At 57.1% G+C, this 14,520-nt stretch carries 17 protein-coding genes; 7 read left to right on the plus strand and 10 right to left on the minus strand.

Annotated features, from left to right (window positions below; genetic code table 11):
* Positions 1-42: 42 nt before the first annotated feature.
* Both KCG46_RS08065 and KCG46_RS08070 read left to right on the plus strand, forming a co-directional pair.
* On the plus strand, positions 43-1,032 hold the full coding sequence (locus tag KCG46_RS08065) for an AAA family ATPase (RefSeq protein ID WP_218404744.1): 990 nt from the start codon (positions 43-45) through the stop codon (positions 1,030-1,032).
* 40 nt (positions 1,033-1,072) lie between these two features.
* Positions 1,073-3,223, plus strand: coding sequence for a transglycosylase domain-containing protein (locus tag KCG46_RS08070; RefSeq protein WP_218404745.1), 2,151 nt, complete (start codon positions 1,073-1,075; stop codon positions 3,221-3,223).
* 4 nt (positions 3,224-3,227) lie between these two features.
* On the opposite strand, the gene KCG46_RS08075 is transcribed toward KCG46_RS08070, so the two are convergent.
* Together KCG46_RS08075 and KCG46_RS08080 are read right to left on the minus strand one after the other, a co-directional pair.
* Complete coding sequence (locus KCG46_RS08075; RefSeq protein ID WP_218404746.1) at positions 3,228-3,617, minus strand: PaaI family thioesterase; 390 nt, start codon at positions 3,615-3,617, stop codon at positions 3,228-3,230.
* Entirely contained in the window at positions 3,610-4,110 is a 501-nt protein-coding gene (locus KCG46_RS08080) for a PaaI family thioesterase (protein ID WP_218404747.1), read from the minus strand. Before KCG46_RS08080 ends, KCG46_RS08075 begins: the two co-directional genes overlap by 8 nt.
* 128 nt (positions 4,111-4,238) lie before the next feature.
* Here KCG46_RS08080 and KCG46_RS08085 point away from each other — a divergent pair, with 128 nt between their 5' ends.
* Genes KCG46_RS08085 through KCG46_RS08095 form a run of 3 tightly spaced genes read left to right on the plus strand, consistent with a single transcriptional unit; the run spans position 4,239 to position 6,296 of the window.
* Complete coding sequence (locus KCG46_RS08085) at positions 4,239-4,397, plus strand: hypothetical protein (RefSeq protein WP_218404748.1); 159 nt, start codon at positions 4,239-4,241, stop codon at positions 4,395-4,397.
* 19 nt (positions 4,398-4,416) lie between these two features.
* On the plus strand, positions 4,417-5,400 hold the full coding sequence (locus KCG46_RS08090; protein WP_218404749.1) for a hypothetical protein: 984 nt from the start codon (positions 4,417-4,419) through the stop codon (positions 5,398-5,400).
* The gene (locus KCG46_RS08095; RefSeq protein WP_218404750.1) at positions 5,400-6,296 is read left to right on the plus strand and encodes a transposase; all 897 of its coding nucleotides are present in this window, start codon (positions 5,400-5,402) and stop codon (positions 6,294-6,296) included. Before KCG46_RS08090 ends, KCG46_RS08095 begins: the two co-directional genes overlap by 1 nt.
* Here the strand turns inward: KCG46_RS08095 and ruvX are convergent.
* From ruvX to pyrE, 8 genes are all read right to left on the minus strand, one after another.
* On the minus strand, positions 6,293-6,778 hold the full coding sequence (ruvX, locus tag KCG46_RS08100; RefSeq protein ID WP_218404751.1) for a Holliday junction resolvase RuvX: 486 nt from the start codon (positions 6,776-6,778) through the stop codon (positions 6,293-6,295). The two genes, KCG46_RS08095 and ruvX, sit on opposite strands and share 4 nt — an antisense overlap.
* Positions 6,760-7,962 (minus strand): DUF3089 domain-containing protein, encoded by a 1,203-nt coding sequence (locus KCG46_RS08105; protein ID WP_218404752.1) that lies wholly within the window; start codon positions 7,960-7,962, stop codon positions 6,760-6,762. Before KCG46_RS08105 ends, ruvX begins: the two co-directional genes overlap by 19 nt.
* Before the next feature lie 21 nt (positions 7,963-7,983).
* On the minus strand, positions 7,984-8,814 hold the full coding sequence (lepB, locus tag KCG46_RS08110; RefSeq protein ID WP_218405374.1) for a signal peptidase I: 831 nt from the start codon (positions 8,812-8,814) through the stop codon (positions 7,984-7,986).
* Positions 8,815-8,993: 179 nt separating this feature from the next.
* Positions 8,994-9,404, minus strand: coding sequence for a holo-ACP synthase (acpS, locus tag KCG46_RS08115; RefSeq protein ID WP_218404753.1), 411 nt, complete (start codon positions 9,402-9,404; stop codon positions 8,994-8,996).
* Complete coding sequence (locus KCG46_RS08120; protein ID WP_218404754.1) at positions 9,401-9,721, minus strand: hypothetical protein; 321 nt, start codon at positions 9,719-9,721, stop codon at positions 9,401-9,403. The genes acpS and KCG46_RS08120 overlap by 4 nt, the downstream gene beginning before the upstream one ends.
* A 1-nt stretch (position 9,722) precedes the next feature.
* A complete protein-coding gene (locus KCG46_RS08125; RefSeq protein ID WP_218404755.1) occupies positions 9,723-10,007 on the minus strand; it encodes a pyridoxal phosphate biosynthetic protein in 285 nt (94 codons plus the stop codon).
* A 15-nt stretch (positions 10,008-10,022) separates the two neighbouring features.
* On the minus strand, positions 10,023-10,778 hold the full coding sequence (locus tag KCG46_RS08130) for a pyridoxine 5'-phosphate synthase (protein WP_218404756.1): 756 nt from the start codon (positions 10,776-10,778) through the stop codon (positions 10,023-10,025).
* A gap of 10 nt (positions 10,779-10,788) precedes the next feature.
* Positions 10,789-11,391 carry an orotate phosphoribosyltransferase gene (pyrE, locus tag KCG46_RS08135; protein WP_218404757.1) on the minus strand — a complete coding sequence of 201 codons (603 nt, stop codon included), beginning with the start codon at positions 11,389-11,391 and terminating at the stop codon, positions 10,789-10,791.
* A 230-nt stretch (positions 11,392-11,621) separates the two neighbouring features.
* On the opposite strand from pyrE, the gene coxB reads away from it, so the two are divergent.
* Positions 11,622-12,635, plus strand: coding sequence for a cytochrome c oxidase subunit II (coxB, locus tag KCG46_RS08140; RefSeq protein WP_218405375.1), 1,014 nt, complete (start codon positions 11,622-11,624; stop codon positions 12,633-12,635).
* Positions 12,636-12,687: 52 nt separating this feature from the next.
* Complete coding sequence (ctaD, locus tag KCG46_RS08145; protein ID WP_218404758.1) at positions 12,688-14,400, plus strand: cytochrome c oxidase subunit I; 1,713 nt, start codon at positions 12,688-12,690, stop codon at positions 14,398-14,400.
* The last annotated feature ends 120 nt before the right edge of the window (positions 14,401-14,520 follow it).

Consider the following 14,520-nt stretch of genomic DNA (forward strand, 5'->3'; position numbering starts at 1 on the left):
TGTCTTGCCCCATCGGCAAACGCTCTTTATCGCGGGCGCGCAATGAACTCACATTCCTCAGAAGAATTCACCGGCCAAAGCGGCCTGCCCTCAACGCCAGACGCGATGATTGATGTGCGCGATACGTTCGGTATCGACATTGATCTGCAGGTTCCGGCCTTCGCGGACGCGACCGAGCATGTGCCAGAAATCGACGATGCTTATGTCTTTGATGATGACACGACACTGGCGATCCTTGCGGGCTTCACGCACAATCGCCGCGTCATGGTTCAGGGGTATCACGGCACCGGTAAGTCGACCCACATTGAGCAGGTCGCCGCGCGCCTGAATTGGCCGAGTATCCGCGTGAACCTTGATGCGCATATCAGCCGGATCGATCTGGTTGGCCGCGATGCCATCGTTTTGAAAGACGGCTTGCAAGTCACCGAGTTTAAGGAAGGTATCCTTCCATGGGCCTTGCAGCATCCGGTTGCTCTGACATTCGACGAATATGACGCAGGCCGCCCTGACGTTATGTTCGTGATCCAGCGTATTCTCGAATTTGATGGTCGTCTGACGCTGCTCGATCAAAACCGCGTGATCACGCCGAACCCGTATTTCCGCCTGTTTGCGACCACCAACACGGTTGGCCTTGGCGATACGAGCGGGCTGTATCACGGCACGCAGGCGATCAACCAAGCGCAGATGGACCGTTGGAACATCGTTGTGGCGCTCAACTATTTGCCTGCAGAGATTGAGCAGCAGATCGTCAAATCGAAAACGCCAGATGCGGACGACGCTTTGATCGCGGATATGGTCAAAGTGGCCGAGCTGACACGTCAGGGCTTCATGACCGGCGATATCTCGACTGTGATGAGCCCGCGCACCGTGATCACATGGGCGCAGAATGCCGCGATCTTCAACAATGTCGGCTTTGCGTTCCGCCTGTCATTCCTCAACAAATGCGATGAGGCGGAGCGCACTCTGGTCAGCGAGTATTACCAGCGCGTGTTCAACGAAGACCTGCCGGAAAGCGCTGCAAGCGCCGCGTAAATCTTGCGTTCAGGCGTATTAGTCTGATAATACAGTCTACATGGGCCTGTTTGCGCGATTCCGGAAACGTTCGAATGATGAACCGCGTGGCGGTGACGGGGGCTATTACGCCACCTACGAATCGCAGCGTGCCTATGATCCGGATGACGATTTCGAGCCGGCGCCACGTACGCGGCCTGCGCCTGACTATGGCGTATGGGATCACCAGCTTTCGCAGCTAGACGATAGCGTCATACGTGAAGAGCGGCGTCGTGCACCTTGGTGGCAACCCGAACACTATCGCGGCCGGAAAAAGCGCTGGTGGGTGTTCCGAGCGATTGCCGCAATACTCCTGATGTTTTTTGCGCTCGTTGCGTGGCTGGCCATCACCGCACCGCTGTCCAAGTCACTCGAACCGATTGCTGCGCCGCAGGTTACGCTGCTTGCTAGTGATGGCACGCCGATTGCGCGCAGCGGGGCCGTGGTGGATGCTCCGGTTGAGGTCGCTGATCTGCCCGAACATGTCACTCAGCCATTCCTCGCCATCGAAGACCGCCGGTTCTATTCGCACTGGGGTGTCGACCCGCGCGGCATCGCCCGTGCCGCGTGGACTGGCAATGGCGGCGGCAGCACGATCACGCAGCAGCTGGCGAAGTTCACATTTCTAACGCCAGAACAAACGCTGACGCGAAAGGCACGCGAGGCATTGATCGCGTTCTGGCTGGAGAGTTGGCTGACCAAAGACGAGATACTTTCCCGCTATCTGTCGAACGCCTACTTTGGGGACAACCAGTACGGGCTTCGCGCGGCCAGCCTACACTATTTCTATCGCAAGCCTGAGAACCTGAAGCCGGAACAGGCGGCGATGCTCGCAGGGCTGCTTCAGGCCCCTTCGCGGTACAACCCGACAAAGCATTATGACCGTGCGAAACGGCGCATGGACCTTGTCGTGGGTTCGATGGTTGCCGTCGGATATATGACAGAGGCAGAGGCGGCCAAGCTGCCCGCTCCAAAGATTGATGTACGCGCCAGAAACGATGTGCCGACAGGAACCTATTTTGCAGACTGGGCGTTGCCAATCGCCCGTGAAGGGATGGAGGCAAGCTATTCCAAACAAGTGATTACGACCACACTGGATGCCCAGCTTCAGGCGCTGGCAAGCCGTGTGACCAGCCGTGCCGCGTTGGGCGATGCGCAGGTCGCATTGGTAGCTATGCGACCGACAGGCGAGGTTGTCGCGATGGTCGGGGGGAAAAGCTATGCGGCCTCTCCGTTCAACCGCGCGACCCAAGCGAAACGTCAGCCAGGTTCGACGTTCAAGATGTTTGTCTATCTTGCTGCTCTGGAAGCCGGATGGGATCCGGAAGACACTATCGCCAATACGGCCATCGAGTCAGGTAGTTACCGCCCGAAAAACTCGCTCGAAAAATACTCGGACACCCTTACGCTCGAGGAGGCATTTGCCAGTTCAAGCAATGTCGCCGCCGTCCGCTTGTTCAACGAGATCGGCAGTCAAAATGTTATCCGCACAGCGCGTTCGTTGGGCGTGAAATCGCCGCTGCCCGAAGGTGATCCCAGCCTCGCGCTTGGTACATCAACGATGACGTTGCTGGAACTAACCTCGGCATATGCAGGCGTAGCAGCGAATACATTTCCGGTTCGTGCTCACGCAATCCCTGAGGAAGAGGAAGGTTGGTGGGAATGGATGACGACTCCCGAACGCAGCGTTTCCGGCCGCGCACACGAAGATCTTGAGCAGATGCTGCGCGCTGCGATCAATCGCGGCACAGGGCGCGCGGCGACCCTCCCAATCGCAAACTACGGCAAAACGGGCACCACGCAGAATTATCGTGATGCGCTGTTCGTTGGCTATGCAGGCGATCTGGTGGTCGGCGTTTGGGTTGGTAATGATGACAATTCGCCGCTGAACAAGGTTACCGGCGGTGGCATGCCAGCCCGCATCTGGAAAGATTTCATGCGGTCTGCGCTTGAGCTTCCTGCGCCGAAGCCTTCGTCATCGCCCGATCCCGAAGGACCGGTTCAGCCGCTCGATATCGATATTGAAGAAGGCGAGGAAATTCCATTGGGTGAGGATGGAACATCGATCCGCTTCGAAGAAGACGGCATTGTCCTGTCGCAAGACGGTGTGCCGGTTGAACTAAGGCTCGATGAGAATGGTTTTAACGTCGAGGAACTAGTTCCCCGTCGTTAGACGGCTACGCCATGAGGATGTTCATGATTGCGGTCGCGATTGGGCGATCACGATTGTCCTGCCACGCCTCTACCGTGATGTTTGCGTTGCGCCGGCCAAGCCGTGTGATCCGTCCCTTCGCAAAGCTCGGCTGGACCTTTCCCGCGGAGAGGTATTGGACCGTGATATTGACCGGCTTCAGCTGGGCTATGCGGCCTTCCTCGATCAGCCGAGCGCGTAGGGCCGCATAGCCTGCGTTTTCCAGCAATCCGGCCGTAGCCCCGCCATGGTAATGGCCTGGGCGTCCCTCAACAGACGGTCCGAATTCGACCGTAAGAACCGGCACACCGTCCTCCATTTGATGCGCACAAATGCCCAATGCGCGCGCATAGGGCGGTAATTCGAGCTTACTCATCGCCGGTCCCCGCTTCGCTGCCAGAGGCGCTGGCATCTGGCACTTTCCCTTGGCGTGGATCTTTGTCGATGGTCATGAACACACCCGCGACATGTGCGACCGGATCAGCGCGATCCCCGTCATGTGCGATCCCGCGAACAAATGCGGCCGAGCGTGTGATGCGGTAACATTCGACGCGTCCCCAAACGGCGCTGCATTCGCGGGCGGGGCGTTGGTAATCAACCCGGAGGTCCAAGGTGGCAATTGGTGTGAATGTGCCCTTGGTCTGCCAGATCGACATCCCGCTTGCCATGTCCATCAGGCTTATGATCGGACCGGACGCCAAAACTGCGCGGTCAGCTTCGCCGAGCAAATCTTCGCGCCATGGCAGCTCCAACTCAACCCAGTTGTCTGCATGAGCACTGTACTTCAGCCCTAACCAGCCCGTGTGACCGTGCTTGAAGAAAAACTTTGACGCTTCGCTTGGGTCAAAAGGCGGCAGTGGGCTTGTCATGAAAATCGTCTTGGAAGCGGTCGCAGCGCATTACAATCATTTAATTTCTCAGAAGACTACGGGCGATGCACTTTGGCCTCAGCGCTTCGACAATTCCGTCGCAGTGCGGGTGCAAAGGAAATCTACCAATGAAACTTCCGACACTTGATCTCGCGGCCATTCCCGGCCTCGAATCCGCTCAGGGCCTGTATGGATCGGTCTCTCAAATCGGCGGTGCCTATGAGGACTCGATCGTGGCCATCATGGTCTATGTTTACGACAATATTCCGCCAGATTCGATCATTTGATCCGGCGGGGAGTGAACCGGTGAAAATCCACTCCGATATCGCGGCGCTGCGGAGCGACCCCGTCTCGCAGCGCCGCATCGCGGGCCGCATGCGCAAGGCGAAGCAAGTGTGGCAAGATGACACTTGGACTGCGAGAATTCTCGAAGACCTAAGGGCATATGGAGCGGGGTGTTCTATCGAGAATTGCCCAGAGCTCACCGCGATCACGAACGATCATGCGCTGGCTACAGACTTCGCTGAGTTTTGGATGAACGGATTTGCCTCCGCGCTGCGCGATGAACCCTTGGGAGAGGTGCCCTTCCTTTATCGCAGCGCCGCAGGCTTTTCGAGCATGCGGATTGCGGCGGCGGGGCGGGCTGCGATCAATCTTGTGGTCTATGAACGGTGTCAGGACGAAGCGAGAGGCTCGGCAATGAGCGCTCTTTTCGTTGATAGTGAAAGCCACGAGATGGTGCTCACCGGCACCGCATCCGCGACGTTCCATGCTGTCTCTGATGGTAACGGCGGACGTCCGACGATCAGGACAAAAGAGCTCAAACTTTCTCCTGGCGACCAATTGTCCCTGAATGGACTCCAAGAGAGCCGCCAGATCAATTCAGTCGATGGCTCAATGGTGATGCTTCAGGTTTCTCGCGTTCCCGATAAGCCCGCGCCGTCGTTGGAATATCGACTTTCGGATTGTGCGCTGATCAAAACAGTAAGCGGCGACAAAAGCGCGAGCCAACGGTTCGTTGCGCTTGGTGTTTTGCGCGAATTGGGAGGCGGATCAGCGCGTTCGCTTGAAGCGATGCAAAACACCGCGCTTAACAAGAATGAAGACATCGAAGTGCGTTGGGAGGCCGTCAGGCATTGTCTTGCGGCTGATACGAAGCGCGGATGGGCGTTGCTCGATCGGCTGATCGTAGATGCCGATGATGATTTGACGCAGCCGGCTCTTAGGTTGCGCGAGCAGCTGGTGGCTCACGAGCCAATTCTGGCGCAATTGAGTAAGGATGCCGCGTGATGCCGCTACTACTAGAAAATTCTTCTACCGAGAGCTGTTCACTGCAAGAATGCATCGAAGCGCTCTCGATCTGCGAGTTCGATCCGCGCGATCCCGAAAGCACAGCGGTGGCCGCCGATTGGCTCAGACGGTTGACCAACAACCGCGAATTTCTGGCTGATATGTTGATCGATAGACTGGCTGGCCGGACGCAGGGCGAGGTTGATAGCGGCTATGGTCCTCAAGCCATCGTGCTCAGTCCAAAGCGCGGCAATACCTTTCTGCGCGCGAATATCTGGCCTGCCGAGCACGATCTGTGTTTCCGCAACAGCGGAGCCAAGAGCTTCGTTTACGGAGAACCGCACGACCACAATTTCTCTTTCCTAACCAGCGGCTATTGCGGGCCAGGCTATCGCAGCGATTACTTTGAATATGACTATGAGGCCGTGACAGGGTTTTCGGGTGAAAGCGCTTCGCTGAAATTCATTGAGCGCAGCGCCCTGAATGAAGGCAAGCTGATGCTTTACCGCGCGCACCGCGATGTGCATTCGCAGTTGCCGCCTGAAAGCCTTTCAGTTTCGCTCAACGTGATGCATGTCGATCCGGCACAAGGGTGGTTTGATCAATACGCCTTTGATCAGGAGCGCCGTCTGGTGACGAAAGTCCTTAGCCCCAATGCGACCGAAGCATTCTTGCGATTGGCTGTGGGAATGGGGACCGGCGAAGCGCTGGATTTTGCCGATTGGGTAGGGCGAAGCCATCCGAGTGACCGGCTGCGTCTGGCTAGTTTCGAGGCAAGAGCGGCGAGATCGATTGACGCTGCCGAGGAGGATGCGCTTTGGCGATCCGGTGAACTGGGCGGAGGCAACATGGTCGCTCAGATCGCAAAGAAACGGCGTGCGCTGCTCCGCGCCTAGAGTATTCCGCCAGCCAATCGGTCGATTGCGCCCTGAAGGATGACGGCGGCGGCGTGGCTGTCGATGGCTTCTGCTCGTTTGGCTCGGCTCATATCCTGCCCGATCATTGCGGCTTCGGCGCTTTGTGTCGACCAGCGCTCATCCCACAGCAAAACAGGCAATCCGTAAGCTTCCGAGCAATTGCGCGCCAATGCGCGGGTCGCCTGAGCGCGGGGGCCTTCGGTGCCATCCATATTGCGCGGGAGACCCAAGACGAGGCCTTTGACGGCGCGCGCGGCAATCAGCTCTCCCAGTACGCCTTTGTCACGCGACCATTTGCCGCGGCCCAGTGTTTTTCCGTTCGTCGCAAAGCGCCATCCCGCATCGCAGGTTGCAGTACCAATCGTCTTGGTTCCAGGGTCAAGGCCGAGCAGGACGCCGCCGTCAGGCAGCGCCTCAGAAAACTCCAATGCTGCTTCGGTAATCAGCGCGCTGCTGCCCATGCAGACACGCGGCGGTTCACATCAGCCTGTGTATTGGCCCAGAACAGCGGCACGTCATAGACGTGGTAATTGTTGCCGGGCAGCACATATGACCCAAGCTCCGGCGGATCGCCGATAAGCAAGAGCCCGCGTTCATCGCACCGTGCTGGTACGGCGGCGCGCACAAGCTCTCCATTAGACATGCTGTCGTCAGGCACCAGCGTTCCAAGGTTTGCGCTCGCATCAGCAGAGCCGCCAAATACTCCGGTCAATGGATTGGTGCACAAGATTTGGCTGCTGCCGCGTTTGTCACCATCAAAACCGATGGAGTTCGCATAGGTCTCGATCACTCGCGAAGGGTCGGCTGGTTCGGCAAAGCTGGACCATGAGAGGACGCAGCCGGTCTGCGCTGGCGTCGCGCAAGCCGCAAAACCAAGAGCAGGGACGTCATGCTCAATCGAGATCGGCCAGCCGATAACATAAGCGCCGACTAGGCGGTCCGCGACGGGTGATCCGTTCACTTCCTCGCGCAGCAGGCGCAGCAGGTGAAGCGAGCCTTGAGAATGGCCCGCAAGAACGATTGGCGTGTCTTCGTCGAGTGAGCTCAAGAAATATCGATACGCTTCTGCGACATCGGCATAGGCCGCTTCAATCGCTTGCCCGCCTTCGGGTTCTTTGGTCAGGAATGATCCCATCGTTGCGTGACGGTAGCGAGGTGGCCAGATTTCACTTGCCGAGTTAAACGGGCTGGCCATGCCACGCACATAGATACGCGCGATGCGTTCGGCCTCTTCATCGCCAATTGGTGCGTTCCAATTGTCACGGCTTAGATAACTGGTCGGGTGGACGAAGAAGACTGCGTAGTCAGGCACAATAGGTGCTTTCCGCTGCTCGGCTCGTTGGGTAGTCGCCGCAGCTTCTGCCTGATCGGCGACCTGCTCGGCGACCAGGTCGGTTTCTTCTTGGCTCATTGCGGCATAGGCGGGCTGCCAACGCGCAGGGTCATTTACGCCGATACCGGGCCGCGAATACCACATGGCCGGGTCTTGATAGGCGTTGGCCTCCATCGGCTCCGTCGGGGTGAATTCCGCCGAAGGGACAAGGGCAAGCTCTGCGAGTTCATCCTGAAACATCTCGTAGCCAATTCGGCCAACAAGGAACAGAACGATGCAGATCGCGATGAAGTAGAGAAATTTCTTGGCCATGATGCTTAGCTAACGCGCCGGTTACTCTTCCGTTTCATAGCCTTCGGCGATTGCCGGGCGCAAAGTGGTCCAAGCACGGTCACCGCGCATGCTGGAAAACCAGCTTGCCGGATTCCATGTGGTGGAACCGTCGAGGGAGAATGTGATGAACTCGGCCCGGCCACCGATATTTTCCATCGGAATCGCGCCGCCTAATCCGCGAGCCTCTGCGGGAGCGCGGCTATCTGCGCTTTCATCACGGTTGTCACCCATCACAAAAACGTGGCCTTCAGGGATCATCAATGGGCCAAAATTATCTAGATCGCTCAGGCCGCTGGCCGTCAGGCTTTGATCGCGGTGGTCGATAACAAGATAAGTCGCGCCATTGGGCAGAGTTTCGCGATACGTCGCGGGTTCGTAATAATCCTTACCGTCTTCGCCAGTGCGTCGATACGGTTCAAAATTCTCAAGGCATGCGCGCTGACCCATGCTGCTGTCGCACAGAAGATCAGGCTCGAAAGGAATGCGGACCGGTGGAAGCACCTCGCGCTTGATTGGATCGCCATTCAATACAACGCGTCCGTCGCGCACTTCGATAGTGTCACCGGGCAACGCAACAACGCGTTTGATGTAATCTTCATCGCGGGTCGGATGGACCGGGATCACTATGTCGCCATATTCGGGCGTTGCGGGAAATACGCGCCATTCGCCGCGCGGCAACATGTGAAAGCTCGCCGATGCCCATGACCAGCCATATGGATATTTGCTGACAACCAAGCGGTCACCGACGTGCAAGCTCGGCATCATTGATGTCGACGGGATGTAGAATGGTTTTGCGACCAGCGAATGGAACGCGAGCACCGCGAGCAGCATGATCGCGAGACCGCGCAGTTCGGCAAACCAGTCGACTTTGTCATCGACCTCTTCATCGGTATTTGCGCTGGAAGCGGACGCGTCTACTCGCGTCGACGTATCAGGTGCATCGCCGGATGTCTGGGTCTCGGCCGGAGTGGGGGTAGGCTGGTTCACGATTTTGGTTTCAGCACTTTCGTTCAACCGCCCGTAATGCGTGTGGCTTCGATAATTACGAAGGCCTGCGCCCATGGATGATCGTCGGTTAGGGTAAGATGAATGTTAGCCTCATGGCCTGACGGGATCATTTCTTCAAGCCGCTTCGCAGCTCCGCCCGTCAGCGCAAGAGTTGGCGCGCCCGACGGGGCGTTTACAACACCGATATCTTTCATAAAGACGCCGCGCCTAAATCCGGTGCCGACAGCTTTGCTGAAGGCTTCTTTCGCAGCGAAACGCTTCGCATAGGTTCCGGCTATCGTGAAAGGGCGCCGCTGGGCCTTGGCACGCTCGATATCCGTGAAAACGCGGTTCTCAAACCGCTCGCCAAACCGGTTCAATGAATTTTGAATTCGTTCGATGTTGCAGAGATCAGAGCCCAATCCGATGATCATATTCCCAAGCCTCCGGCGACAGCAAAGCTCCCAAGAACCACAACGACACTTGCCGCTGTGATGCCGTACGCAAACTGCCGCTTCGCCGTATTCCAAAAATACAGGGTTGCAGCGAAAAAGCCGCCCGAAACGACGAGCGGACCAGCGATGAATGCCAACTCAACCAGCGGGATTGGCGAATTGCGATACGCCTCTGAACCGAATGCGAGACCGAGCAGAAATAAACTCCCTGATCCCAGCAAAAGGAGGCAGTACCAAATGACAATCGGGACAAGTGGCCAATTGCTGTCGGAGTTGTTGTCTGCACTCTGTGTCATTTTAAGAGGTCGCCCGGATAAATAGAGCGGTTAGCAAGCCCAAGACCAGCCCGTGCATCACCACCTGAGATTTGAACAACGGGTGCGCGATTTCGCCGTTGGCCATTTTCAATGCCCCGACATAGCCGAATATCTGCAATGCGACCCAGCCAATCGCAAAGGTAAGCATGAAGCCTTCTGCAAAAGCGAACCCCAGAAACCCGACCGAGGTAAGGAACAGCGTCGAGCCGAAAAATGCCCAGCGCTTTTGCTCCGGCGTCAGGTCTGGCGCGTCGCTCGTGTCCATTTCAGCCAGCCCTGATCATCGGGCAGCATCCATCAATTCGCGCATCCGCAAAACGGCGTTTTCAAGGCCGACAAACACGGCCTCTCCAACAAGATAGTGCCCGATGTTCAGCTCAGCGAGATGCGGGATCGCGGCGATTGGCTGGACATTGTCATATGTCAGGCCGTGACCGGCATGAGGTTCGATACCGTTCTTGGCTGCAAGCGCGGCCATATCGGAAACGCGGCGCACCTCGCTTTCAACGCGTTCATTGTCACCATCGAGCACTGCATGAGCATATTCGCCCGTATGGAATTCGACCACCGGCGCGCCCAAGCGCAGGGCAGCATCCAACTGGCGCTCATTCGCTTCGATGAACAGCGAAACACGGATGCCGGCGCTGCGCAGTTCGTCGACGATCGGAACAAGCGTGTTGTGAAGTCCGGCTGCATCAAGCCCGCCTTCGGTCGTGCGCTCTTCCCGTTTTTCCGGGACGATACATGCTGCATGCGGTTTATGACGCAGCGCGATTTCCAACATTTCAGGCGTCGCCGCCATTTCAAGGTTGAGCGGCAGGTTGGTCGCGGCCTGAATGCGCGCCAAGTCTTCGTCGCGGATATGCCGCCGGTCTTCGCGCAGGTGAGCCGTGATCCCGTCACCGCCGACCCGGCTAACAATCTCCGCCGCGCGCACAGGATCGGGATGGTCGCCGCCGCGCGCGTTTCGAATCGTTGCCACGTGATCGATATTCACGCCGAGCCGAAGGGGGATGGGATGGAGCGATGCGTTCATAGTCTGCCTGTTACTTCCGGCTGCCAGGTTTTGTAATAGCTACGCTGGCGAGGCTTTCGGGGATGCTGTCTTCGTCATAGGTCGGGAAATCAAACGCAGCGAGCGGGTAAAATGGCACGCCCAGATCGACAGATCCCAGTGAACGGTCGATGAGTGAACATTCCGCAATCACTTCGCCTCCTTCGCGTGCGACAGCGGCGATGGCTTCGCGGCTGGAAAGACCGGTTGTGACGACATCCTCTACCATCAGCACTTTCGCGCCTGGTTCCAAGGCAAAGCCGCGGCGCAGATGGAATGTGCCTTCGGGACGCTCGAGGAACAGAGCGTCCTTGTCCAGCACGCGTGCGACTTCATGGCCGATGATGATGCCGCCCATCGCCGGAGATACCACTGTATCGATGTTTTCCACTATTTCGGGCGGGAGTCCTGCAACGACTGCCTGCGCAAGACGCGCGGCGCGTGCCGGGTTCATCAGGACGCGGGCGCATTGTAGGTAGTGACCGCTATGTTTGCCTGAAGAGAGCTTGAAGTGCCCCTCTAATAGGGCGCCGCAACTGCGAAATTCGGCAAGCACTTCTTCTTCAGTACGCGGCAAGGAAGGAACGGAATTCATCAATCAGACGCCTTCATTTTCAAAGGTTCTTACGGGCGGGCTTGCGCGTGGATCATGGCGCATTGCATAATTTTCTCCCTAGAACCGCTTGAGGCACGGGGCAAGCGCGGCTAATAGGCCATCGAAGCTGACAGAAATGTCAGTAAAACCGTCGACCGATTCAACTTCCTATTTCGGAGTAGTTTACGGGCGGCATGGGATTAAAATCGAAAGCTAGTTTGGGCACATTTATGATGGGGCACATCCATACCCGTTTGAAGTTTGGCTTCATGGCGCTGTTCGCCGCGATGCTTGCTGTTGCGATTCCGCACACAGCCTTTGCACAGGAAACTGTCGGTTCTGAAGTACCAGCGACTGCGGCTCCGGACGAAGTGCCTGCGGGCGAAACCGAAGCGCCAGAGGCAGTCGGTGCTTACACGCCGCTTGAGCCTGTCGAAGGTAAGGGCATGCCAACGGCAGCGACCGATGACATATGGAAGAGCATGACGTTTCAGGACCAGTATACTGAAGACGGCATCTACGCTCTTAACATGCACGATTACATCCTGATGCCGGTTATCACCGCGATCAGCATTTTCGTGCTCGGCCTGCTTCTCTGGGTTGTTGTCCGCTACAATCGCCGCGCCAATCCCGAGCCATCGCGGACAACGCACAACACTTTGATCGAAGTGATCTGGACAATTGTTCCTGCACTTATCCTTGTTGTGATTGCTGTCCCTTCGATCACTCTGCTTGCGCGCCAATATGAAACGCCGCCAGAAGAGGCGATCACCATCAAGGCGACCGGTTATCAATGGTATTGGGGCTACACATACCCTGACCACGGCGAAGTTGAGATTATCTCCAACATGCTTTCGGATGCTGATGCCATCGCGAATGGCGAGCCAGCCAAACTGGCAGTTGATAACCGTATGGTTGTCCCGGCTGGCGTTCCGCTTCGCATCCAGACGACCGCGGCTGACGTAATTCATGCATTCGCAGTTCCATCGCTGTGGTTCAAAATGGACGCTGTCCCGGGCCGCTTGAATGAAAAGCTACTGACGATCAAAGAGCCTGGCCTCTATTACGGCCAATGTTCTGAGCTTTGCGGTGCGCGTCACGGTTACATGCCGATCGCAGTTGAGGCATTGCCGATGGAAGAGTTTGAGGCATGGGTTCTGGAGCAGGGCGGTTCGCTGCCAGGTGCAGAACCCGCCGCAGAAGAAGCTGTCGAAGACACTGCTGAACCAGCTCCAGCAGCTTGATCCGACGCCGAACCGAATAACGAACACGATACGAACCGAGAGAATCTGAACCATGGCCACCACCGCTGAAGGTTTCGACACCCACACAGAAGACCATGCTCATGATCATGCCGATCATAAGCCTGGTTTCTTCAAACGTTGGTTCATGTCGACCAACCACAAAGACATTGGCACGCTCTACCTGATATTCGCGATTATCGCGGGTATCGTCGGCGGCGCGATGTCGGGCGTGATGCGTTTGGAACTGGCTGAACCGGGTATCCAGTATCTCGCCGGTGCGGTTGAGTTCTTCGGCGGTAACCCGTCAGAAAATGCCAATCTCCATATGTGGAACGTGTTTATCACGGCTCACGGACTGATCATGGTCTTCTTCATGGTCATGCCGGCCATGATCGGCGGTTTCGGTAACTGGTTCGTTCCGCTGATGATCGGCGCGCCGGATATGGCGTTCCCGCGCATGAACAACGTATCGTTCTGGCTGACTGTTGCTGGCTTTATCAGCCTGTGTTTCTCGCTGTTTGTGCCGGGTACCGGACCAGATGCGCTGGGCGCGGGTGTTGGCTGGACTGTCTACGCACCGCTTTCGACCACGGGTAATCCGGGGCCTGCGGTCGACTTTGCGATCTTCTCTTTGCACCTTGCGGGCGCTGGCTCGATCCTTGGTGCAACCAACTTCATCACCACCATTTTCAACATGCGCGCGCCGGGTATGACCCTGCATAAAATGCCGCTGTTCGTATGGTCGGTTCTGGTCACTGCATTCCTGCTGCTGCTCGCGCTTCCAGTGCTTGCTGCTGCTATCACAATGCTTCTGACAGACCGTAACTTCCAGACCACATTCTTCGATCCAGCGGGCGGCGGAGACCCTGTTCTCTACCAGCACCTGTTCTGGTTCTTTGGTCACCCAGAGGTCTACATCATGATCCTGCCGGGCTTCGGTATGATCTCCCAGATCGTTGCAACCTTCAGCCGTAAGCCTGTGTTTGGCTATCTCGGTATGGCCTACGCCATGGTTGCCATCGGTGTTGTCGGTTTCATCGTGTGGGCGCACCACATGTATACCGTAGGCCTCGACGTAAACACGAAGATGTACTTCACCGCGGCAACGATGGTTATCGCTGTTCCGACCGGCGTGAAAATCTTCAGCTGGATTGCCACGATGTGGGGCGGCAGCATGGAGTTCAAATCGCCGATGGTTTGGGCGATGGGCTTCATCTTCCTGTTTACCGTTGGCGGTGTGACCGGGGTTGTGCTCGCCAATGGCGGCATCGATGATAACCTGCACGACACATACTACGTGGTGGCTCACTTCCACTATGTGCTGTCGATGGGCGCGGTCTTCTCGCTGTTTGCCGGTTTCTATTACTGGTTCCCGAAAATGAGCGGCCGGATGCACAGCGAATTTCTCTCGCACCTGCATTTCTGGGGCTTCTTTATCGGCGTGAACGTGATCTTCTTCCCGCAGCACTTCCTGGGTATGAACGGAATGCCGCGCCGTATTCCTGATTATCCAGAGGCGTTTGCATACTGGAACGAGATCAGTTCCTACGGCTATATGATCATGGCTCTTTCGATGATCGTGTTCTTTGTGAACCTCGCTTACGCGTTCACCATCGGCAAGAAAGCCGCTGCGAACCCATGGGGCGAAGGCGCGACGACGCTGGAATGGACATTGTCCAGCCCGCCGCCATTCCACCAGTTCGAAACGCTTCCGGTGATCGAAGACCACCACGATTACCACGATCACCGTCCGGCTTCGGCCTGATACTGACGGATCGTCAAGGCAGCGCGCAATGCTGAACCGGATGATCGGAAAAACGAAAACGGGGGAGGGCGCGCTGGCGATGGCGCGCTCTCTTTCAAATAGGATAAACGCCTGAAAAGC

Origin of the sequence: Erythrobacter crassostreae (genome assembly GCF_019204045.1) — a bacterium.
Classification (GTDB): domain Bacteria; phylum Pseudomonadota; class Alphaproteobacteria; order Sphingomonadales; family Sphingomonadaceae; genus Erythrobacter; species Erythrobacter crassostreae.